A 20,390-nucleotide genomic window follows, 5' to 3' on the forward strand; every position below is an offset into this window, starting at 1 on the left:
AGCCCGGCCGCCTCCTCGATCCGTGGGTCCGGAGCGGCCCGCCCCCCGCGGGCGTCTCACAACCGGACAGATGGAGAATAGCCATACCGTCCGGGCGACCCGGGATTGGCAGCCCTCAGGTGGCGTCCGCGTCGAACGGCGGCGGGGTGTCCTTCGGCGGCTGCTCGCCCTTCTTGAGCAGGTCCGGAGCGCCCTTCGAGCCATTCGCTGCCGTGACCGAGGCACCGCCCGACACGCCGGTCTTCGCCTCGACGGACGCGGTGGAGCGCCCGTTCACCGCGTCGGTGACCTCGGTGATCTCCTTGCGCAGGTCGAAGCTCTCGCGGATCTCCTTCAGCCCCAGGTCGTCGTTGCCGTCCATGAGCTGCTTGCGGACGAACGTCTTGGGGTTGAGGTCCTCGAACTCGAAGTCCTTGAACTCCGGGCCCAGCTCCGTGCGGATGTCCTCCTTGGCGCTCTCCGAGAACTCACGGATCTTGCGGATGAGGCGTGAGGCGTCCTGGATGACCTTGGGCAGCTTTTCCGGACCGAAGATGAGCACGCCGAGAATCGCGAGCGTCAGCAGCTCCAGTGCGCCTATGTCGTTGAACACCTTGCGGCTCCTCGTATTCTCCGCGACCAGCTCGGATGAGGTCCGGACATCGAACACGGTACCCGGCGAATCTGTCCGGACGGTAGCTTCCCGTGGCGGTCACGTGCCGGTTGCCGAGCCCAGCGTCAAAGTTATGGACAGGTCTTTACCACCGCGCGTCACGGTCAGCCGCAGGTCGTCCCCGGGCCGGTGCGAGCGGATCTTGACGATGAGCTCCTCGCCGCTGTGCACCCGCTTCCCGTCCACCTCCGTGATGACGTCGTCCGCCTCGATGCCGGCCTTGTCGGCCGGACCGCCCGCGGTGACCGGCGAGGACCCCTGCGCGCTCCCGCCGACCTTGGCGCCGTCGCCGGTGTACTTCATGTCGAGGGTGACGCCGATCACCGGGTGGGTCGCCTTGCCGGTGTTGATCAGCTGCTCGGCGACCCGCTTGCCCTGGTTGATCGGGATGGCGAAGCCGAGGCCGATGGACCCCGCCTGCCCGCCCTCACCGGCCGAGCCGCTGTCGGCGGCGCGGATGGCGCTGTTGATGCCGATGACATGGGCGTCGGTGTCCACCAGCGGGCCGCCGGAGTTGCCCGGGTTGATGGGGGCGTCGGTCTGGAGCGCGTTGACGTAGCTGACGTCGCTGCCGTCGCCCTTCTCGCCGCCCGCGGTGATCGGGCGGTCCTTGGCGCTGATGATCCCGGAGGTGACGGTGTTGGACAGGTCGAAGGGGGCCCCGATGGCCACCACCGGGTCGCCGACCTGGACGTTGTCGGAGTTGCCCAGCGGGAGCGGCTTGAGCCCCGAGACTCCGCTGACCTTCACGACGGCCAGGTCGTAGCCGCTGTCCTTGCCGACGACCTCGGCGGTCGCGGTCTCGCCACCGCTGAAGGTGACGGTGATCTCGCCGGACGAACCGGCCGGGGCGACCACGTGGTTGTTGGTGAGGATGTGGCCCCGGTCGTCGAGGACGAAGCCGGTGCCGGTGCCGGACTCGGAGGCGCCGCTGACGTGCAGGGTGACGACGCTGGGCAGGGCGCTGGCCGCGATGCCCGCCACGCTGTCCGGGGCGCGGCCGCCGCCGTCCCGCTCGTCCTGGGGCAGCTCGACGCTGGTGAGACCGCCGTTGCGTTCTATGTACGCGCCTATGCCGCCGCCGATGCCGCCCGCGACCAGGGCGAGGAGCAGCGCGCCGATCAGCATCGCGCCGCGCCGGTTCTTCCGCCGGCCGTCCGGGAGCGGGGGGCCCGGCTGGGTGACGAGCGGCTGCCGGGGCGCGCCCCAGGGGTCGTAGCTCTGCCACTGCGGGGCGGGCGGGTGCGAGTCCTGCGGAGCCGGCGGGGGTGCGACGGACATCCCCGCGCCGTTCGTCCCCGCGTACGGCGGGGGTACGGGCGTGCCGTGCGCGGGCGTCGGCCGCTGTACCGGGGGAGCGGGCGCCCAGGGGCCGGGGCCGCCGTAGGGCGGGGTGCCGTACGGGTCCGGCTCGTGCAGCGGCTGGGGCGCCGGGGCGTCGTGGGGTGCGTCGAGCACCGCGGGCGCCTCGGCGGCGCCGTGGGGCGCCGGGGCGTCGTGGGCGCCGGACGTCACGGCTGGGTCGTGGGCTTCGGGGACACCCGGTGTCCCACCGGACCCGTGGGCCTCGGGTGCCCCGGGCGTTGCCGGGGGCACGGGCGCCGCGGCCGCCTCAGGCGCGGGTTCCGGGGCCTCGCCGGCCGTGGCCGGCCCCGGCGTGGGCCGGCTCCACCACTTCGCCTTGGGCTCGGTGAGCTTCCCGTCGTCCATGTTCTCCCCGCAACTGCCGCAACCGGCCCTCCGCACGCCCCCGAAGGGGCGTCCCTCCCGAAAATCCTGCCGGAATTCAACCAGGTTTGGTCCTGGGCTGCGCAGCCCGTACGGCGTGCGGGATCAGCGACGGGGCGAGAGGGGCAGTCCGTGGTCGGCGGAGGCCGGTTTCGCGGCGGCGGAGGTGGGCGGCAGGGAGGGCTGCGGGGCGGAGGCGGGCGAGACCGGGTCGAGCCCGGCGCCCAGGGCGCGGCCCAGCAGCGAACCGGCCCCGCCGGGGCGTATCGCGGAGATGCCGGAGCGGAGGCCCAGCCCGTACGCGTTGCCGGAGAGGCGGCCGGTGCCCAGCAGCGACGGGGCGGCGAATCCGGCTGACACGGTGTTCACCGCGAGGGAGACCGAGCGGTCCGCCTGACCGGACAAGGCGCGCGTGCCCTGCCCCGTCCCGTTCCGCCGGCCGGCCGGGACGCCGCCGCCGGTCCGGGCGTCGGTGCCTGCCGGGGTGACGCTGTTGCCCGCGCCGGAGGCACGGGTGGGCGTCTCGCCGGTGGTCGTCGGGAGGGCTCCGCCGAGCGCGATGGCCGCCAGCGAGACGGCGCTGGCGGCGGCGAAGGCGAACCTGCGGCCCCGCCACGGCGAGCGGTCGCCCTCGCGCCCCACCTCGTGGATGCGGAAGCCCGTACCGGCCGAGGGCAGCGCGGTGGCCCCGCCGTGGACGGCGGGGAGGTAGCCGAAGTTGTCCAGAGGTCCGGGGGCGGTGGTGAGGTCCGCCCGGCCGCCCGGCGGGCGCGTCCCCGGGAAGAGTCCGTCACCGAACCGCCCGGATGCGCCCCCGGGTCTTCCCTGCCGGTCGTCGTCACCTCCGGGCGGTCCGCCCGGAAGCCCTTGGAGGCGGGCCAGGAAGCCTTCGGAGGGCGAGGGCGGGGCGGCCTGCGCGAAGACGCTCTTCAGGCGGCGCTGGGCTGCCGCCTCGGCCGCGCACTTGGCGCAGGTGGCGAGGTGGGCGAGCACCCGGTCGCGGGCATCGTGCTTCAGCTCGCCGTCGACGAGCGCGGCGAGGCGGTCCCCCAGGTGTTGTTCCGCGAGGGTCGGATCCGTTTGGCTCACGCCGTACCGCCCTCCCCTGCCAGGAGGACACCGGCGCCCGCCAGGGAGCGCTGCTCGGCGCGGGCCTCCGGCGAGCGGTGCCGCAGGGCCTTGCGCAGGTGGGAGCGCCCGCGGTGGATACGGCTGCGCACCGTGCCCAGCTTCACACCGAGCGTCGCCGCGATCTCCTCGTAGGAAAGGCCCTCGATGTCGCAGAGGACGACAGCGGCCCGGAATTCGGGCGCGAGGGTGTCCAGCGCCTGCTGGACGTCGGCGTCGAAGTGGGTGTCGTTGAAGACCTGCTGGGGCGACGGCTCACGGCTGGGCAGCCGCTCGGCGGCGTCGTCCCCGAGGGAGTCGAAGCGGATGCGCTGCTTGCGGCGGACCATGTCCAGGAAGAGATTGGTCGTGATGCGGTGCAGCCAGCCCTCGAAGGTGCCGGGCGTGTAGGTCGACAGCGAACGGAAGACACGGACGAAGACCTCCTGCGTGAGGTCCTCCGCGTCGTGCTGGTTTCCCGTCAGCCGGTAGGCGAGGCGGTAAACGCGGCCGCTGTGCGTGCTGACGATCTCTTCCCATGTGGGCGGGGTCCACGCCTGGGATTCCGCATCGGAGGCGAAGGTCGCGGTCGGTGCGGAGTCTTTGGAAGAACGGTCAGCAATGTCGGTCACGGATTTCGGCTCACCCGCCGACCTGAGAAAGCGCCGCAGCACTCCTCCCCGATCCACAGGCGCAGCCGCACCTCCCCTATCGGCTCTGGTGGTGTCCAGTGGAGCCCCTACCATAACCACCTCGCCCGTTAGCTCCGGATAAGCCTTTTTCCAGCTGGGGCCGGGGAAATCCCCGGAAGCTCACCCGTGCCACGGACCCGACCGGCGGGCCTCGTCACCGGGCTTCTCCCCACCTTTGGACAACGCCCGGTCCCATCTGCGGGTTCCCGGGTCCAGCGGATACAGTCACCGTTGCGCCAACTAAGGGGACAGGAGAGGGTCATTACCGCCAACCGGCAGACGAGCTGGGCGTTCGCCGACGCCTTTGTCGCCGAGGACGAAGCACTGCGCTGGGCCCGGGACCGGGCCCGCGAGGCAGGGCTCCGCTCGGTGTCGCCAGGCACCGGGGCCGCCCTGCGCCTGCTCGCTGCCACCACGGACGCCAAGGCCGTGGCGGAAATCGGCACCGGCACCGGCGTGTCCGGCATCTATCTGCTGCACGGGATGCGGCCGGACGGGGTGCTGACCACGGTCGACCCGGAGCCCGAGCGCCAGCAGTTCGCCCGGGAGGCGTTCCGCGCCGCGGGCTTCGCGGCCAACCGGTCCCGCTTCATCCCGGGGCGCGCCCTCGATGTGCTCCCCCGGCTCGCGGACGGCGGTTACGACCTCGTGTTCTGCGACGGCGACCGGATGGAGAGCCTGGACTGTCTCGCTGAATCGTTGCGCCTGCTGCGGCCCGGGGGCCTCGTCTGCTTCGAGGGCGTCTTCGCGGACGGCCGTACGGTCGACTCGGCCGCCCAGCCGGCCGAGGTGCTGCGCGTACGGGAGCTGCTGCGGGCGGTCCGTGAGAGCCAGGAGCTGATGGCGACGCTGCTGCCGGTGGGCGACGGCCTGCTCTGCGCGGTGCGGCGCGGCTGACGCGTACGCGCGGCCGCGCCCGCCGTACGAAGGCGCCCGGATCCGGACGCACCGCTGCCCCGGCACGGGAACCATGCCGGGGCAGCGGTGAAGTTATGAGCGTCTGCTCAGCCGACGACCTGCTTGAGGGCGTCGCCGAGGGCATCGGCCTCGTCCGGCGTCAGCTCCACGACAAGCCGACCGCCGCCTTCGAGCGGAACTCGCATGACGATGCCCCGCCCCTCCTTTGTCACCTCGAGCGGGCCGTCGCCCGTCCGCGGCTTCATGGCCGCCATGCTCGTTCCCCTTCCTGAAACCAGCTCATCGCAACCGGCGGCCCCATGACAGGCGCTGCCTCACCGGCATCGAACACAATGCTTCCACGCCATTATCCCGCATCACCGACCCCGATGACCAACATCGCTCTGCATCTCTTGGGCAACGCGCTCACTCAAAACCACCCAATTCGGGGACCTCACTGGGATACTCCGGCCCCTTGAGCCCCTCCGCGGCGCATAAATGTTTGACGCAGGTCACATGTCCGCCTCCGGCGAAGTCGGCCATGCTTGCCTGGACACGCAGGTCAACGACACGCAAAGGGGACCCCTCTCATGGCCGATCACGACGACGTGGTGCGGTACGACATCAGCGACGGGCTCGCGACCATCACGATCAACCGCCCCGACGCGATGAACGCCATGAACACCGCCGCCAAGGTCGCGCTCCGCGACGCGCTGCGGTCCGCCGCCGCCGACACCGGCGTCCGGGCGGTGCTGCTCACGGCGGCCGGGGAGCGCGCCTTCTGTGTCGGGCAGGACCTCAAGGAGCACCTGTCCACGCTGGCGGAGACCGAGGCGGCGGGCGGGGGCAACCCGCTCAGCACCGTGCGGGAGCACTACAACCCCATCGTGCGGGCGCTCACCGAGATGCCGAAGCCGGTCGTGGCCGGGATCAACGGCGCCGCCGCGGGCGCGGGCTTCGGCTTCGCGCTCGCCTGCGACTACCGGGTGGCCGCCGACACCGCCTCCTTCAACACCTCGTTCGCCGGGGTCGCCCTCACCGCAGACTCGGGCGTCTCCTGGACGCTGCCCCGGCTGATCGGCCAGAGCCGCGCCGCCGACCTGCTGCTCTTCCCGCGCTCCATCTCCGCGCGGGACGCCCATGAGCTGGGCATCGTCAACAGGCTGGTGCCCGCGGCCGAGCTGGCCGCCGAGGCGGCCGCCGTGGCCCGCACCCTGGCCGACGGCCCGACCGTCGCCTACGCGGCGCTCAAGGAGTCGCTCGCCTTCGGCGCGGGTCACAGCCTGGCCGAGGCCCTGGAGAAGGAGGACGGGCTCCAGACCAGGGCGGGGGTGTCCGAGGACCACGGGATCGCGGTGCGGGCGTTCCTCGCGAAGGAGAAGCCGAAGTACCTCGGGCGGTAGGTGCTACGCCGGGGTGGGGCGGGCGACACAGTCGGCGAGGTGGTCGTCCACCAAGCCGCACGCCTGCATCAGGGCGTAGGCCGTGGTCGGCCCGATGAAGCGCAGCCCCCGCTTCTTCAGCTCCTTGGCCAGAGCCGCGGACTCGGGGGTGACCGCCGGTACGTCCCCGAGGGTCTTCGGGGCCGGACGGCTCAGCGGGTCGGGGGCGTACGACCAGATCAGCTCGTCCAGCTCGCCGGAGCCCCAGCCGGCCAGCACCCGGGCGTTGGCCATGGTCGCGTCGACCTTCGCGCGGTTGCGGATGATCCCCTCGTCGGCCAGCAGCCGTTCCCGGTCCGCCTCCGTGAACTCCGCGACCGCCGGGATACTGAACCCGGCGAACGCGCTGCGGAAGCCCTCGCGGCGGCGCAGGATCGTCAGCCAGGAGAGCCCCGACTGGAACGCCTCCAGGCACAGCCGCTCGAACAGCGCGTCGTCGCCGTGGACCGGACGGCCCCACTCCGTGTCGTGGTACCAGAGGTAGTCCTCGGTGGACAGCCCCCAGGGGCAGCGCAGTCCGCCGTCCGCCGCCGCCACTGCTCCGCCGGTCACCGGCCGGGCTCCTCGTCGTCCGGGGCCGGGCGTTCGTCCGCCGGGGCAGCCGTCTCGGGCGCCTGCCAGGGGCGGGGCGACGCACCGTGCCCCTCCTTGAGCAGGTCGGGGCCGCCCATCCTGGTCGCCTGCGCACCGGCGAGCGCGGACTCCAGCTCCGCGATCCGCGCGTCCCGCTCGGCGAGCTCGGCACCGAGCCGGCCGAGCGCGTCGTCCACCTCCGCCATCCGGTAGCCCCGGAGACCGACGGGCAGCCGCAGCGCCTCGACGTCCTCCCGGCCGACCGGGCGCGAGGCGGGAAGCGGGTCCGTCAGCTGCTCGGGCGCCACGTCCTGCAGGACGGCGCTTCTGCCTCCACCGACCACCGCGAGGGTGACCGCGGCAACCACCACCACCATCGCCAGCAGCAAGAACAAGAACACGCGTATCTCCCCGGGAGCGGAATTCGTCCGGGTCCGATCGTGCCATGCGGCACTGACAGTTAGTGTCGGCTGTTGGCCTCGGCGGTTTCTGCCTGGGCGGATTCACAGGAAGGGACACGGATGGCAAGCGGTGTGCTCCGGCTGGGGCGGCATGAATTCGGGCCGCACGAGCAGGTGATCATGGCGATCGTGAACCGCACTCCGGACTCCTTCTACGACCGGGGCGCCACCTTCCAGGACGAGCCCGCGCTCGCCCGGGTCGAGCAGGCCGTGGCCGACGGGGCGGCGATCATCGACATCGGCGGTGTCAAGGCCGGACCCGGCGAGGAGGTCACCGCCGAGGAGGAGGCCCGCCGCACGGTCGGCTTCGTCGCCGAGGTGCGCCGCCGCCACCCGGACGTGGTGATCAGCGTCGACACCTGGCGCCACGAGGTCGGCGAGGCGGTCTGCGAGGCGGGGGCGGATCTGCTGAACGACGCGTGGGGCGGGGTGGACCCGAAGCTCGCCGAGGTCGCCGCGCGGTACGGGGCGGGGCTCGTGTGCACCCACGCGGGCGGGGCGGAGCCCCGGACCAGGCCGCACCGGGTGGGGTACGAGGACGTCATGGCCGACATCCTGCGGGTGACCGTGGGGCTGGCCGAGCGGGCCGTCTCCCTGGGGGTCCGGCCCGACGGGATCATGATCGACCCCGGTCACGACTTCGGGAAGAACACCCGGCACTCGCTGGAGGCGACCCGCAGGCTCGGCGAGATGGCGGAGACGGGGTGGCCGGTGCTGGTCTCGCTCTCCAACAAGGACTTCGTGGGCGAGACGCTGGACCGGCCGGTGAAGGAGCGGCTGCTGGGGACGCTGGCGACGACGGCGGTGTCCGCGTGGCTGGGGGCGCGGGTGTACCGGGTGCATGAGGTGGCCGAGACGCGGGATGTCCTGGACATGGTGGCGTCCCTCGCGGGGTGGCGTCCGCCGGCGGTCGCGCGGAGGGGGCTGGCGTAGGGACGGGATTTCGCTCCTGTCGCCGCGGATGTGCGTCGACAGGAGCGAAGCTCAAGCGCCTCCGGCGATCGATGAGCGGGGGTACGGGGGCAGCGCCCCCGCAACGCCTACCGCCCGACCTCCTTCGTCACCAGCGCCACCGCCTCGTCCACGTCGTCCGTGACGTGGAACAGCAGCAGGTCCCGCTCCGACGCCTTGCCCTGCGCCACCACCGTGTCGCGGAGCCAGTCCACCAGGCCGCCCCAGTAGGCCGTGCCGAAGAGGACGATCGGGAAGCGGGTGACCTTGCCCGTCTGGACCAGGGTCAGGGCCTCGAAGAGTTCGTCCAGGGTGCCCAGGCCGCCGGGCAGGACGACGAAGCCCTGGGCGTACTTGACGAACATCGTCTTGCGGACGAAGAAGTAGCGGAAGTTGACGCCGATGTCGACGTGCGGGTTCAGCCCGGACTCGAAGGGCAGCTCGATGCCGAGGCCGACCGAGATGCCGCTCGCCTCGCGCGCCCCCCGGTTCGCTGCCTCCATCGCACCCGGGCCGCCCCCGGTGATGACCGCGAAGCCCGCGTCGACCAGCGCCCTGCCGATCCGTACACCCGCCTCGTACTCCGGCGTACCGGCGGGCGTGCGGGCCGAGCCGAAGACGCTGATGGCGCTCGGGAGTTCGGCGAGCGCGCCGAAGCCCTCGACGAACTCCGACTGGATGCGCATCACCCGCCACGGGTCGGTGTGCACCCACTCGGAGTCGTCCTCGGAGTCCAGCAGCCGCTGATCGGTCGTGCCGGGCTGCACCTGGTCCCTGCGGCGCAGTACGGGGCCGAGGCGCTGCTCCTCGGGCCGTACCGCGCCCTCGGGGATCTCCGCACCCTCGGGAATGCGCGCGTCCTCGCGGTTGCCCATGACCTGCTCCCTCCGCCGACGTCGGGGGCGCCCTGCGACGCCTCCGTCACCCGCCAGCGTAGATCGCCACGGGTTACGGACAGGGGAAGGCGGGAGGTCGGACGTGGGTCAGGACGTGAGCCAGGACCGCAGGCGCTCCTCGCAGTGGGTGATCCGCTCGATCCTGACGTGCTCGTCACGCTTGTGGGCGAGGACCGGGTCGCCGGGGCCGTAGTTGACGGCGGGGACGCCGAGGGGGCCGAAACGGGCCACGTCCGTCCAGCCGAACTTGGGGCGGGCGACGCCGCCGACCGCGTCCATGAACGCCTTGGCCGCCGGGTGCGAGAGGCCGGGCATCGCCGCGCCGGAGTGGTCGTCCACCGTGAACTCCGCGACGCCGCAGTCCGCGAAGACCTCGCGGACGTGGGCCAGGGCCTCTTCCTGGCCGAGGTCGGGGGCGTAGCGGTAGTTCACGACGACCGTGCAGGCGTCGGGGATGACGTTGTTGGCGACGCCGCCCTCGATGCGCACGGCGTTCAGGCCCTCGTGGTACTCCAGCCCGTCGATCACCGGCCGCCGCGGCTCGTACGCGGCGAGGCGGGCGAGGACCGGGGCGGCGGCGTGGATGGCGTTGGACCCCATCCAGCTGCGTGCGGAGTGCGCCCGCTCGCCCTCCAGATGGAGGAAGACGCGCAGGGTGCCCTGGCAGCCGCCCTCGACCTCGCCGTTCGAACCCTCCAGCAGGATGGCGAAGTCGCCCTTCAGCCAGTCCGGGTGGGCGTCGGCGATGCGGCCGAGGCCGTTGAGGTGGGCGGCGACCTCCTCCTGGTCGTAGAAGACGAAGGTGAGGTCGCGGTTGGGCTCGGGCACGGTGGCGGCGATGCGCAGCTGGACGGCGACGCCGGACTTCATGTCGGAGGTGCCGCAGCCCCAGAGGAGGCCGTCCGCGTCGAGCCGGGAGGGCACGTTGCCGGCGATCGGCACGGTGTCGATGTGCCCGGCCAGGATGACGCGTTCGGAACGGCCGAGTCCCGTCCTGGCCACGACGTTGTTCCCGTACCGCTCGACGGTGAGGTGCGGCAGTGCGCGCAGCGCCGTCTCGATGGCGTCGGCGAGGTCCTTCTCGTCCCCGCTGACCGAGGGGAAGTCCACGAGCGCGGCAGTGAGTGCGGGCCCGTCAAGGGTGAGGTCAAGCGTGCTTTCGGCCATGGCTACGAGCCTAGTGCCTCTCCGGAGCCCGTCGCTGCCCAGTCGGGGGGCTCCGGAGAGGCACTGCGCCTGTCGTACGGTGGCCCCGTGACCAGGACCGATTCCGCTGCTCCCCGGCGTCCCGGCCGCAGCCGTCGGCTGCGGATCGTGGCGGCCGTCGGCGTGCTCGCGGCGGTGGCCGGTTATCTGATGGTTCAGTACGTTTCGGGCGGGCGCGGGTCCGATCAGTGCACGGTGCGGTCGGCGGACGGTTCGTACCGGCTGACGCCCGAGCAGGCCGCGAACGCCGCGACGATCTCGGCCGTCGGCACGCGGCGCGGGATGCCGGAGCGCGCGGTGACCATCGCGCTGGCCACGGCGCTGCAGGAGTCCGCGCTGCACAACCTCGACCACGGCGACCGGGACTCGCTCGGGCTGTTCCAGCAGCGGCCCTCGCAGGGCTGGGGCACCGCGCGGCAGATCATGGACCCGGTGTACTCGGCCGGGAAGTTCTACCAGCACCTGGCAAAGGTGCGGGGCTATTCGCGGCTGCCGCTGACCGAAGCCGCGCAGCGCGTCCAGCGCAGCGGTTTCCCGCAGGCGTACGCGAAGCACGAGCCGGACGCGGCGCTGCTGGCCGCCGCGCTGACCGGCCGCACCCCCGCCGCGCTGGACTGCGAGCCGCCACGGACCACCGCCGGGACCGGTGACGCGACGAAGGTGCGGGCGGCCCTGGTGAGCGCCTTCGGCAAGGGGGTCCTCCCGGCCGGCTCCGGCACGGCGGGCTCCCCGGCCTCGGGTGCGCTCGCGGTCCCGGTGCGGGCGGACCGCCGGGCCGACCGGGACGGCGCACCGCAGCGCGGGTGGGAGCTGGCGCACTGGGCGGTGGCCCAGTCGGAGGCGCTGGGCATCGACGAGGTCGCGTACGGGGGCCGGGTCTGGGCGGCCGGCTCGGGCTGGCGCACGGAGCGCGAGGCGTCGGAGCGCGGGGCGTCCGACACGGACGAGGTACGGCTCCGTCTGGTGGGCTGAGGGCGCTCAGGGGTGCCCGCGCAGGCGTGCGGGTCATCGCCCGCAGGGGCGTACCGCCGTGCGCCCCCGGCGCTCCCCCGAAGGCCTGCCGGGGATCGGTCGCGCGCCTCCCGCGAGCCTTGCGGCGCAAGGGGAGTGACGGTTCGCCGGACGGCCGCGGAGCGCGCGGTTTGCCCGGGTTCCTCCGCTGAGGATTATCCGACGCATTGCTCAGTCTTTACGTCACCGCACCGCAACCTCACCCGCCCCCACGACGGTTGTCATGGCGTCCGGCTCACGGACAGCCCGAATTCCCCTCCCGTCGAAGGAGCATCATGTCCCTCCCCCTGACCCGCCGGATCGCCCGTACCGCGCTGCTGATCGCGGCGGGTGCGGCCCCCGTGGTCGGTGCGGCCGGTGCCGCGGGTGCCGTTGAGCTCTCGCAGGCCCCGGACCTCGGCGGTCTCACCAGCGTCGAGGGTTCCGGTCTCGGCAAGACGGTCGAAGGCGCCGCCAAGCCGGCTTCGGGCGCGGCGAACGAGACCGGCGGCAAGCTCGTCGGCACCGCGCTGCCGGTCGCGGGCAAGACGCTCACCGACGTCGGCGGCAAGGCCGCCCCCGCCGCGAAGACGGTCTCCGGCGCCACCAAGGGCGACGCCACCGGCACCGTCTCCAAGGCGGCCAAGGGCGGTCTGCCCACGGACGCGCTCACCCAGGGCCTGCCGCTCGGCTGAACGCCCGCCCCACGCGCGAGGGCCCCCGGGAACACGTGTTCCCGGGGGCCCTCGCGTACGCCGCTGGTCAGCCGAGGCGCTTGACCGCCGCCGCCACGCGCTCGTCCGTGGCGGTGAACGCCACCCGGACGAAGCGGTCGCCGGCCGGTCCGTAGAAGTCGCCGGGCGCGACCAGGATGCCCAGGTCCGCCAGGTACGCCACGGTCTCCCAGCAGGGTTCGTCGCGGGTGGCCCAGAGGTAGAGGCTCGCCTCGCTGTGCTCGATGCGGAAGCCGTGGGCCTCCAGGGCCGCACGCAGGGCGGCGCGGCGGTCCGCGTACCGGGCGCGCTGTTCGTCGACGTGGGTGTCGTCGCCGAGCGCGGCGACGGTCGCGGCCTGGACGGGCGCGGGCGTCATCATGCCGCCGTGCTTGCGGATCAGCAGCAGCTCGCCCAGTACGGCCGCGTCGCCGGCGATGAACGCCGCGCGGTAGCCCGCGAGGTTGGACCTCTTCGACAGGGAGTGGACGGCGACGATGCCCTCGTACGTACCGCCGCAGACGTCCGGGTGGAGCACGGAGACCGGCTCCGCTTCCCAGCCCAGCTCCAGGTAGCACTCGTCGCTGAAGACCAGTACGCCGTGCTCGCGCGCCCAGGCGACGATGCGGACCAGCTCGTCCTTGGCGAGGACGCGGCCGGTCGGATTGGACGGGGAGTTGAGCCAGAGGAGCTTCAGGCCGGCCGGGTCGAGCTCGGTCGGGTCGTCGTAGGCCACCGGCTCCGCGCCGCAGAGCCGCGCACCGACCTCGTACGTCGGGTAGGCGAGCCGCGGGTAGGCGACCTTGTCGCCGGGGCCCAGGCCGAGCTGGGTCGGCAGCCAGGCCACCAGCTCCTTGGAGCCGACGACGGGCAGCACGTTCTCATGGGCGACCGACACGGCTCCGAGCCGCCGCTCCACCCAGCCGGTGAGCGCGTCGCGCAGTGCGGCGGTCCCCCACACCGTCGGATAGCCGGGGCTGTCCGCGGCCGCGACGAGCGCCTGCCGGATCAGCTCGGGCACCGGGTCGACGGGGGTGCCGACGGACAGGTCCACGATCCCGTCCGGGTGGGCCCCGGCCGTCGACTTGTAGGGCGCCAGCTTGTCCCAGGGGAAGACCGGGAGGCGGGAGGAGACTGCGGACACGGCTCTCTGCTTTCTCGTACGGAGTTCACGCGGGCGGCCCGGCGGGCGCGGAAAACACCGCGGTCCCGCACGGCGGCGAGCCGTACGGGACCGGGGCGGCGCACGTGCCGGGGCGCTGTTACTGGTTCTGCGGCGGCAGCGCGGCGATGAACGCGTGGTCGCGCTCGATCAGACCAAGCTTGGAGGCACCACCCGGCGAACCGAGGTCGTCGAAGAACTCGACGTTCGCCTTGTAGTAGTCCTTCCACTCGTCCGGGGTGTCGTCCTCGTAGAAGATCGCTTCCACCGGGCAGACCGGCTCGCAGGCTCCACAGTCGACGCACTCGTCCGGGTGGATGTACAAGGACCGCTGGCCCTCGTAGATGCAGTCGACGGGGCACTCTTCGATGCAGGCCTTGTCCTTGACGTCGACACAAGGCTGCGCGATGACGTAGGTCACGCTGTCGTTCCTCCTCGGTAGGGCGTTGGCTCTCGCGCGGGAGCGCGGCGTCGTCGATGCCCGCACCTAGTATCTCCGTTCGCGGGCACGATCCGAACAGGAGGGGCGGACAGAGCTGTGGAATTCACCATCGGCGGACGGCTGGAGGTCCGAATTGCACCAGCTGACGTGGGCAAACGGGTATCAGTCCGGCGTCTGAGCGGAGAAGGCCCTAACGGGCCGGAATTCACCGACACGGTCGGCGTTCTCACATCATGGAACGACGGCGTGTTGTGCGTCACACCCAAGAGTGGCGTGTCGGTGCGCATCGCGGAGCCCTCTCTCGTGGCGGGAAAGGTCGTTCCCTCCGCCCCCGCCCGGCGGCGCGGCCCCGCCGCCTCCTTCGCCGAACTCGCCCGGGTGACCGCGCGCGCCTGGCAGCCCGTGGAGAGCGAACCACTGGGCGACTGGCTGCTGCGCGCCTCCGCCGGATTCACCCGCCGCGCCAACTCCGTGCTGCCGCTCGGCGACCCGGGCATGCCGCTCGAAGCAGCGCTCGGCCGCGTCCGCGCGTGGTACGCGGAGCGGGGGCTGCCCGCGTACGTGCAGACCGCGACCGGTGCCGAGGGCGCGCAGGAGGAGCTGTGCGCGGCGCTGGAGGAGCACGGCTGGCGGCGCGAGGTGACGGCGGAGGTGCGGATCGCGGCGCTCGCCCCGGTCGGTGACCTGCCGGCCGAGGTCTCCCGGGTCCGGCTGGACCGTACGGCCGGTGCCGCGTGGCTCGGCCGCTACCAGCGCGTCGGGACGCCGGGGCCGGAGGTGACGGCGGTGCTGCACAGCGGCCCCTCGGTGTGGTTCGCGACCGTGCCCGGCGAGGACGGCGAGGCGCCCGCCGCGATCGGGCGGTGCGTGGTGGACGGGCGGTGGGCCGGATTCATGGCCGTCGAGGTGGCCCCCGAACACCGCCGCCGGGGCCTGGCGACCGCCGTGATGACCGCACTGGCCCGGCAGGCGATGGACGAGGGCGCGTCCGCCGCCTGGCTCCAGGTGGAGGCGGACAACGAGGGCGCCCGCGCGCTGTACGACGGGATGGGCTTCGCGACGCACCACCGCTACCACCACTTCCGGCCGGTGTGACCGGTGGCGGCCGAACGGAACGACCGCGAGGAGCTGCGACGCAGGTTCGCGGAGGAGGCCCGGGCCGAGCGGCCCGACCTGGCGCTGCTGTGCCTGCTGGTGGCGGCGGAGGCGGATCCGGCGCTGGACGCGCACGGCATCGACGAGGCCCAGATCGAGCTGGACCGGCTCGCCGGGCAGCTCCCGTACGGGCTGCGCGGGGCCCATGCCTGGGCGTCGGCGCTGGCCGAACTGCTCGGTGAGCGGTACGGGTTCGAGGGGTCGGCGGCGGACTACCAGCGGCTGGAGTCGTCCCTGCTGCACGAGGTGCTGCGGCGGCGGCGCGGGCTGCCGATCCTGCTGTCGGTGGTGTGGATCGAGGTCGCCCGGCGGGCGGGCGCCCCGGTGTACGGCGTGGCCCTGCCGGGTCATTTCGTGGTCGGCTTCGGCGACCCGGCCGAGCGGGTCCTCGCCGATCCGTTCGCCGGGGGGCGGCCGCTGTCGGACCAGGACGCGGAGCTGATGGTGACGAGCGCGACCGGGGAGCGGTGGGAGCCGTCGTCGCTGGAGCCCGCACGGCCGCTGGAGGTCGTGCTGCGCGTGCTGAACAACATCCGGGCCTGGGCCGCGGCCCGCCCGGAGCACACCGCCGTGGCGCTGTGGGCGGCCGAGCTGTCGCTGCTGCTGCCGTCGCACCCGGCCAGGCTGCGCTACGAGCACGCCCAGCTGCTGGTGCGCGCGGGCGAGTTCCTGCGCGGGGCGGCCGAGATGGAGGAGTACGCGCGGGTCGTCGAAGACGTGGAGCCGGCCGTGGCGGAGGCGGTGCGCAACAGTGCGCGGGCGGCGCGGGCACTCCTGAACTGACGGAGCGGGAGGCGCTGGCGCTCCTGACCTGACGGAGCGGGAGGCGCGGCACGGCACCCAAACCTCACGGGGGCACGGCATGCCGTCCAACGGGTGATTATCCGCTCTTCGCCACTCGATGGGCCCACGCCGTGGCCCCCATGCGGCGCTCTCCGATGGCGCGCTCCCGGGTTCGGACTGACGGTGGATCACGTAGCCGCTGCGTCACCAGGAGTCGACACGCAGTCACTCCTCGCAGGGGCGACGAAAGGAATTGTGTACAGATGCGCTCTGCCCGCACGCTGTTCGCTTCGGCCGCCGTCACGGCGGTCCTCACCATCACCGCTCCCTCGGCCTACGCGATGACCGTCGCCGCCGACCAGCAGCACGGCGGCTCGTCCGCCTCCGACCACGAGCACGACAACTCCGACGGCGCCTGGAAGAAGGACAAGCCGAGCGGCGGCGTCCACACCGGCGGCGGCGCCCTGTCGAAGACCGTCACCAAGGAGTGGCAGCCGGGTGACGAGGGCGGCAAGTACAGCAAGGACGACGAGGACAAGCCGCACGGTGGCGTCCACACGGGCGGCGGCGCGCTGGCCAAGGCCGTCGCGAAGGAGTGGCAGCCCGGTGACGAGGGCGGCAAGTACAGCAAGGACGACGAGGACAAGCCGCACGGTGGCGTCCACACGGGCGGCGGCGCGCTGGCCAACACCCTCGCCAAGGAGTGGCAGCCCGGTGACGAGGGCGGCAAGTACAGCAAGGACGACGAGGACAAGCCGCACGGTGGCGTCCACACCGGCGGCGGCGCGCTCGCGCAGACCGTCACGGAGTGGCAGCCCGGTGACGAGGGCGGCAAGTACAAGGACGAGGAGAAGCCGAGCGGCGGCATGCACACCGGTGGTGGCGCGATGGCGATGACCGGCAGCGGTCTGGCCGCCGGTTCGCTGCTGCTGCTCGGTGGCGCCGGTGTGGCCGCCTACCGGCTCCGCCGCCGTCAGGCGTCCGGCGGTGCCATGGCCTGACCGGTCCGCGGGCCTCTGCCGTCGCGGTCGCCGTCCCTCCGGGGCCGGCGGCCGCGGCGCCCGCGTTTCCCCGGTCCTCCCCACTCGTACCGCCCCCGTACGGACGAAAGGCACGTATCCATGGCCGCCCCGCAGACCACCGAAACCCCCTCCCCCGGGGCCGCGTCCCGCACCGGCTCGCTCGGCCGGGCCCTGTTCTGGCCCCTCGCGACGGCCGGTCTCGGCATGACCCTGATCTACCACTCCCTCGGTTCGCCGGTCGATGACAAGGCGCCCGCCCCGCCCCCGGCCGCCGCCTCCGCCGCCGCGTCCCCGTCGTCCGCTGCCTCCGCGAAGGCCGCCCCGAGCGAATCGCCCTCGCTGCCGCGCTCGGTGCCGACGCGGCTGCGCATTCCGGCGATCGCGGTGGACGCGCCGTTCACCCCCCTCTCCATCGGCCCTTCGGGCCGTCTCGACGCGCCGCCGCCGAACGACAAGAACCTGGTCGGCTGGTTCAAGGACGGGGCCACACCCGGCGAACGGGGGGCGTCGATCGTGGCGGGCCACGTGGACACCACGACCGGTCCGGCCGTCTTCCTCCAGCTGCGCTTCCTGAAACCCGGAGCGACCGTCGACATCACCCGCGCCGACGGCACGGTGGCGACGTTCTCCGTCGACTCCGTGGACACGTTCAGCAAGGCGGACTTCCCGGACGACAAGGTGTACGCCGACACCCCGGACGCGCAGCTGCGGCTGATCACCTGCGGCGGCAATTACGACCGGAAGGCCAAGGACTACGAGGACAACGTCGTGGTCTTCGCGCACCTCGACTCGGTGAAGGAGGGCTGAGCGGCGGCCTTCCCCCGCGTACGGGCGCAGAAACCGGATGCGGGCGGGCGCGGGGCGCTGCTAGCGTCGGAACCATGCAGCGTGCCGCTATCAACACGACGACGCCGGAGAGTGTCCCGGCGCGCTGACTGCTGACCAGCCGACAAGCCCCGGGGCGAGTGCCCCGGGGCTTTCGCGTGGGGTCGCTCGCCTCTTCCCACGCGAGGAGACCGCCATGCACGACCACCGCAAACTCGGCCGCGAGCTCGAACTGTTCGACACCGATCCGCTGATCGGCGCGGGGCTCCCCTACTGGCTGCCGGACGGGGCGGAGCTGCGGCACACCCTGGAGGAGTACATCCGGGACGCCGAACGGCGGGCGGGCTACCGCCACGTGTACTCACCGGTGCTCGGCAAACAGGAGCTGTACGAACGCTCGGGGCACTGGGCGCACTACAGCGACGACATGTTCCCGCCGATGGACCTGGGCGAGGGACAGCGGCTGGTGCTGAGGCCCAGCCTGTGCCCGCACCACGCGGTGATCTACCGCTCCCGGGCGCACAGCTACCGCGAACTGCCGCTGCGGATGGCGGAGCTGGGCGGGATGTACCGCGCGGAGCTGTCCGGGGTCCTCGGCGGGCTGACCCGGGTGCGCTCCATCCATCTGAACGACGCGCACATCTTCTGCACCGTCGAGCAGGTCGCCGACGAGGCGCGCGGGGCGCTCGACATGATCCTCCGGGCGTACGAGGCGCTGGGCGTCCGCGCGGCCCGCTTCCGGCTCTCGCTGCCCGGGCCCGGCGGGAAGTACGTCGCCGCCCCGGAGCTGTGGCGGCGCGCGACCGCGCTGCTGACCGAAGTGCTGGAGGCGTCGGGGCTGCCCTACGAGGCGGCGGAGGGCGAGGCCGCGTTCTACGGGCCGAAGATCGACGTCCAGGTCGAGGACGCGGCGGGCCGCGAGTTCACCCTGTCCACCGTGCAGGCCGACTTCCACCAGCCGGAGCGCTTCGACCTGCACTACACCGGGGCCGACGGGGCGAAGCACCGCCCGGTCATGGTGCACCGCTCCATCATCGGCAGCGTCGAGCGGGCCGTGGCCCATCTCATCGAGCAGCACGGCGGCGCCTTCCCGGCCTGGCTCGCCCCGAAACAGCTGGCGGTCCTGCCGGTGTCCGACGCCGAACTCCCGGACGCGGAGGCGCTGGCCGAACGGTGCGCCGGGCTGGGGCTCCGCGCGGAGATCAGCGGCCGGGAGCGCGGCAGCCTGGGCGCCCGTGTCCGCGAGGCCCGGCTGGTGCCGTACCAGGTGGTGATCGGCGCGGCCGAGGCGGCCGAAGGGCTCGTCGCACTCCGCCTGCGCGACGGCCGACGGCTCGGCCCCATGCCGGCCGGGGAGGCGCTGTCCCGGATCGCCGCGCTGACCGCCGCGCACAGCACCGCGCTGTGGGACGAGGAGGCGGACGGTCTCTAGGCCGTGTCCGGCGCCGCCTCCACCCTCGGCCTGTCGTCCTCCCGGCCCGGCCCCAGCGCCCCCGCCAGCGCAGCCGCGAGGGCGACCAGCGCCAGGACCACGGTCATCGTGAGGCGCAGCCCGATGCGGTCGGCGAGGAAGCCGAGGGCGGGCGGGCCGACCAGGAAGGCGCCGTAGCCCGCCGTGGAGACCGCGGCCACCCGTGCGGCGGCGTCCGTCGGGTGGTCGCCCGCGGCGGACACCGTGACGGGGAAGCCGAGCGAGGCGCCGAGCCCCCACAGCACCGTGGCGGCGCCCGCCATCAGGGGGCTCGGGGCGACGATGACCACCGCGAGGCCCAGCGCGGCGGTCAGGCCGCTGATCCGGACGACCAGTGCCCGGCCGAAGCGCTCCAGGAAAGGTCCGCCGGCGAATCGGCCCAGGGTCATGGAGGCGGCGAAGACCAGGAAGGTCAGGGAGCCCGCCGTGGGGCTCACGTCGTAGCCGTCGACCATGAGCAGCGGCAGCCAGTCGTTGGCCGCGCCCTCCGCGAAGGCCATCGCCAGCACGATCACGCCGATGAGGACGAGCTTCCGGTCGCGCCACACGTGCAGCTGTCCGCGCAGACCGCCCTGCCCGGAGGCGGCGGCGGGAGCGTCGTCCTTGCCGGTGCCGGGCGGAATGGCGAGGACCGCCCGTGTACCGGCCGCGGCTATCAGCCCCGCGACGAGTGCCAGGTGCCATCCGACGGGGAACGCGGCCGCGGTCAGCGCCATGCCGAGGAGCGCCCCGACGACGGTCCCCAGGCTGAAGCAGCCGTGCAGCACCGGCAGGACGGGCCGCCCGATGGCGCTCTCGACGGCGGCGCCCTCGATGTTGAACGCCACCTCGCTCATCCCCATCCCGCCGCCGAACAGGGCCAGTCCCCCGAAGACCACGACGGCCAGCGAGAGGGCGGTGCCGGCCGCGACGACCAGCAGCCCGGCGACGATCAGGGTGACCCCGCCGAGGATCGTCGCCCGGCCGCCGTGCCGCCGCACCAGCGGCCCGGACGCCATGACACCGGCCATCGAACCGGTGGACAGCCCGAACAGCACCAGGCCCATGGCGCCGGTGGACACGTCGAGCCCGTCCCGGACGGCGGGGGTGCGCGCGACCCAGGAGGCCATGCCGGTACCTGCGGCGAGCATGAAGAGGAACAGTGCGGCACGCCAGCGGCGTGTGGCGGCATCCATACAGCGGGGCCTCGTCAGACGGTTGGAGGGGGTGACGGTGGGGAACG

General features: G+C 73.1%; 22 protein-coding genes. 10 read left to right on the plus strand and 12 right to left on the minus strand.

From position 1 onward, the window contains the following. Positions 1-115: 115 nt before the first annotated feature. The 4 genes from ACZ6C6_RS11680 to sigE form a co-directional block, all read right to left on the minus strand. Positions 116-592, minus strand: coding sequence for a sec-independent translocase (locus tag ACZ6C6_RS11680; protein ID WP_469201577.1), 477 nt, complete (start codon positions 590-592; stop codon positions 116-118). 99 nt (positions 593-691) lie between these two features. Beyond that, positions 692-2,362 carry a S1C family serine protease gene (locus ACZ6C6_RS11685; RefSeq protein WP_469201579.1) on the minus strand — a complete coding sequence of 557 codons (1,671 nt, stop codon included), beginning with the start codon at positions 2,360-2,362 and terminating at the stop codon, positions 692-694. 123 nt (positions 2,363-2,485) lie between these two features. Continuing rightward, the gene (locus tag ACZ6C6_RS11690) at positions 2,486-3,469 is read right to left on the minus strand and encodes a zf-HC2 domain-containing protein (RefSeq protein ID WP_469201581.1); all 984 of its coding nucleotides are present in this window, start codon (positions 3,467-3,469) and stop codon (positions 2,486-2,488) included. Then, positions 3,466-4,233, minus strand: a complete 768-nt coding sequence (sigE, locus tag ACZ6C6_RS11695; RefSeq protein WP_185993001.1) for an RNA polymerase sigma factor SigE — start codon at positions 4,231-4,233, stop codon at positions 3,466-3,468. The genes ACZ6C6_RS11690 and sigE overlap by 4 nt, the downstream gene beginning before the upstream one ends. A 177-nt stretch (positions 4,234-4,410) precedes the next feature. Here sigE and ACZ6C6_RS11700 point away from each other — a divergent pair, with 177 nt between their 5' ends. Then, positions 4,411-5,076: an O-methyltransferase gene (locus tag ACZ6C6_RS11700; RefSeq protein WP_018105486.1), complete on the plus strand. Its 666-nt coding sequence runs from the start codon at positions 4,411-4,413 to the stop codon at positions 5,074-5,076. Positions 5,077-5,183: 107 nt separating this feature from the next. Here the strand turns inward: ACZ6C6_RS11700 and ACZ6C6_RS11705 are convergent, their stop codons facing one another. Next, complete coding sequence (locus tag ACZ6C6_RS11705; protein ID WP_018105485.1) at positions 5,184-5,351, minus strand: DUF3117 domain-containing protein; 168 nt, start codon at positions 5,349-5,351, stop codon at positions 5,184-5,186. Positions 5,352-5,666: 315 nt separating this feature from the next. Between ACZ6C6_RS11705 and chcB the strand changes: the two genes are divergently transcribed. Beyond that, positions 5,667-6,479 (plus strand): 2-cyclohexenylcarbonyl CoA isomerase, encoded by an 813-nt coding sequence (chcB, locus tag ACZ6C6_RS11710; RefSeq protein WP_469201584.1) that lies wholly within the window; start codon positions 5,667-5,669, stop codon positions 6,477-6,479. Between the two features lie 3 nt (positions 6,480-6,482). Here chcB and ACZ6C6_RS11715 read toward each other — a convergent pair whose 3' ends face one another. After that, on the minus strand, positions 6,483-7,070 hold the full coding sequence (locus ACZ6C6_RS11715; RefSeq protein WP_469201586.1) for a DNA-3-methyladenine glycosylase I: 588 nt from the start codon (positions 7,068-7,070) through the stop codon (positions 6,483-6,485). Further along, on the minus strand, positions 7,067-7,492 hold the full coding sequence (locus ACZ6C6_RS11720; RefSeq protein WP_469201588.1) for a DivIVA domain-containing protein: 426 nt from the start codon (positions 7,490-7,492) through the stop codon (positions 7,067-7,069). Before ACZ6C6_RS11720 ends, ACZ6C6_RS11715 begins: the two co-directional genes overlap by 4 nt. Before the next feature lie 132 nt (positions 7,493-7,624). Here ACZ6C6_RS11720 and folP point away from each other — a divergent pair, with 132 nt between their 5' ends. Next, entirely contained in the window at positions 7,625-8,485 is an 861-nt protein-coding gene (folP, locus tag ACZ6C6_RS11725; protein WP_469201852.1) for a dihydropteroate synthase, read from the plus strand. A gap of 107 nt (positions 8,486-8,592) precedes the next feature. Here the strand turns inward: folP and ACZ6C6_RS11730 are convergent, their stop codons facing one another. Both ACZ6C6_RS11730 and dapE read right to left on the minus strand, forming a co-directional pair. After that, positions 8,593-9,378, minus strand: a complete 786-nt coding sequence (locus ACZ6C6_RS11730; protein ID WP_328902168.1) for an LOG family protein — start codon at positions 9,376-9,378, stop codon at positions 8,593-8,595. A gap of 108 nt (positions 9,379-9,486) precedes the next feature. Then, complete coding sequence (gene dapE / locus ACZ6C6_RS11735; protein ID WP_469201590.1) at positions 9,487-10,566, minus strand: succinyl-diaminopimelate desuccinylase; 1,080 nt, start codon at positions 10,564-10,566, stop codon at positions 9,487-9,489. A gap of 87 nt (positions 10,567-10,653) precedes the next feature. Between dapE and ACZ6C6_RS11740 the strand changes: the two genes are divergently transcribed. Together ACZ6C6_RS11740 and ACZ6C6_RS11745 are read left to right on the plus strand one after the other, a co-directional pair. Then, complete coding sequence (locus ACZ6C6_RS11740; protein WP_469201592.1) at positions 10,654-11,577, plus strand: VldE C-terminal domain-containing protein; 924 nt, start codon at positions 10,654-10,656, stop codon at positions 11,575-11,577. 314 nt (positions 11,578-11,891) lie between these two features. Continuing rightward, positions 11,892-12,290: an ATP-binding protein gene (locus ACZ6C6_RS11745; RefSeq protein ID WP_469201594.1), complete on the plus strand. Its 399-nt coding sequence runs from the start codon at positions 11,892-11,894 to the stop codon at positions 12,288-12,290. Between the two features lie 67 nt (positions 12,291-12,357). Here the strand turns inward: ACZ6C6_RS11745 and dapC are convergent, their stop codons facing one another. Further along, positions 12,358-13,452 carry a succinyldiaminopimelate transaminase gene (gene dapC, locus ACZ6C6_RS11750; RefSeq protein ID WP_469201596.1) on the minus strand — a complete coding sequence of 365 codons (1,095 nt, stop codon included), beginning with the start codon at positions 13,450-13,452 and terminating at the stop codon, positions 12,358-12,360. Between the two features lie 118 nt (positions 13,453-13,570). Continuing rightward, positions 13,571-13,891, minus strand: coding sequence for a ferredoxin (gene fdxA, locus ACZ6C6_RS11755; RefSeq protein ID WP_018105475.1), 321 nt, complete (start codon positions 13,889-13,891; stop codon positions 13,571-13,573). Between the two features lie 117 nt (positions 13,892-14,008). On the opposite strand from fdxA, the gene ACZ6C6_RS11760 reads away from it, so the two are divergent. From ACZ6C6_RS11760 to thrS, 5 genes are all read left to right on the plus strand, one after another. Further along, the gene (locus ACZ6C6_RS11760; RefSeq protein ID WP_469201598.1) at positions 14,009-15,007 is read left to right on the plus strand and encodes a GNAT family N-acetyltransferase; all 999 of its coding nucleotides are present in this window, start codon (positions 14,009-14,011) and stop codon (positions 15,005-15,007) included. Positions 15,008-15,010: 3 nt separating this feature from the next. Then, the gene (locus tag ACZ6C6_RS11765) at positions 15,011-15,850 is read left to right on the plus strand and encodes a transglutaminase-like and tetratricopeptide repeat-containing protein (protein WP_469201600.1); all 840 of its coding nucleotides are present in this window, start codon (positions 15,011-15,013) and stop codon (positions 15,848-15,850) included. Between the two features lie 263 nt (positions 15,851-16,113). Then, positions 16,114-16,851 carry a hypothetical protein gene (locus tag ACZ6C6_RS11770; RefSeq protein WP_469201602.1) on the plus strand — a complete coding sequence of 246 codons (738 nt, stop codon included), beginning with the start codon at positions 16,114-16,116 and terminating at the stop codon, positions 16,849-16,851. A 120-nt stretch (positions 16,852-16,971) separates the two neighbouring features. Next, on the plus strand, positions 16,972-17,679 hold the full coding sequence (locus tag ACZ6C6_RS11775; RefSeq protein ID WP_469201604.1) for a class F sortase: 708 nt from the start codon (positions 16,972-16,974) through the stop codon (positions 17,677-17,679). A gap of 214 nt (positions 17,680-17,893) precedes the next feature. Continuing rightward, positions 17,894-19,129: a threonine--tRNA ligase gene (gene thrS, locus ACZ6C6_RS11780; RefSeq protein ID WP_469201606.1), complete on the plus strand. Its 1,236-nt coding sequence runs from the start codon at positions 17,894-17,896 to the stop codon at positions 19,127-19,129. Here thrS and ACZ6C6_RS11785 read toward each other — a convergent pair. Further along, complete coding sequence (locus tag ACZ6C6_RS11785; protein ID WP_469201608.1) at positions 19,126-20,343, minus strand: MFS transporter; 1,218 nt, start codon at positions 20,341-20,343, stop codon at positions 19,126-19,128. The genes thrS and ACZ6C6_RS11785 overlap by 4 nt on opposite strands. Positions 20,344-20,390 lie beyond the last annotated feature (47 nt).

Source organism: Streptomyces sp. NPDC041814 (genome assembly GCF_055590565.1).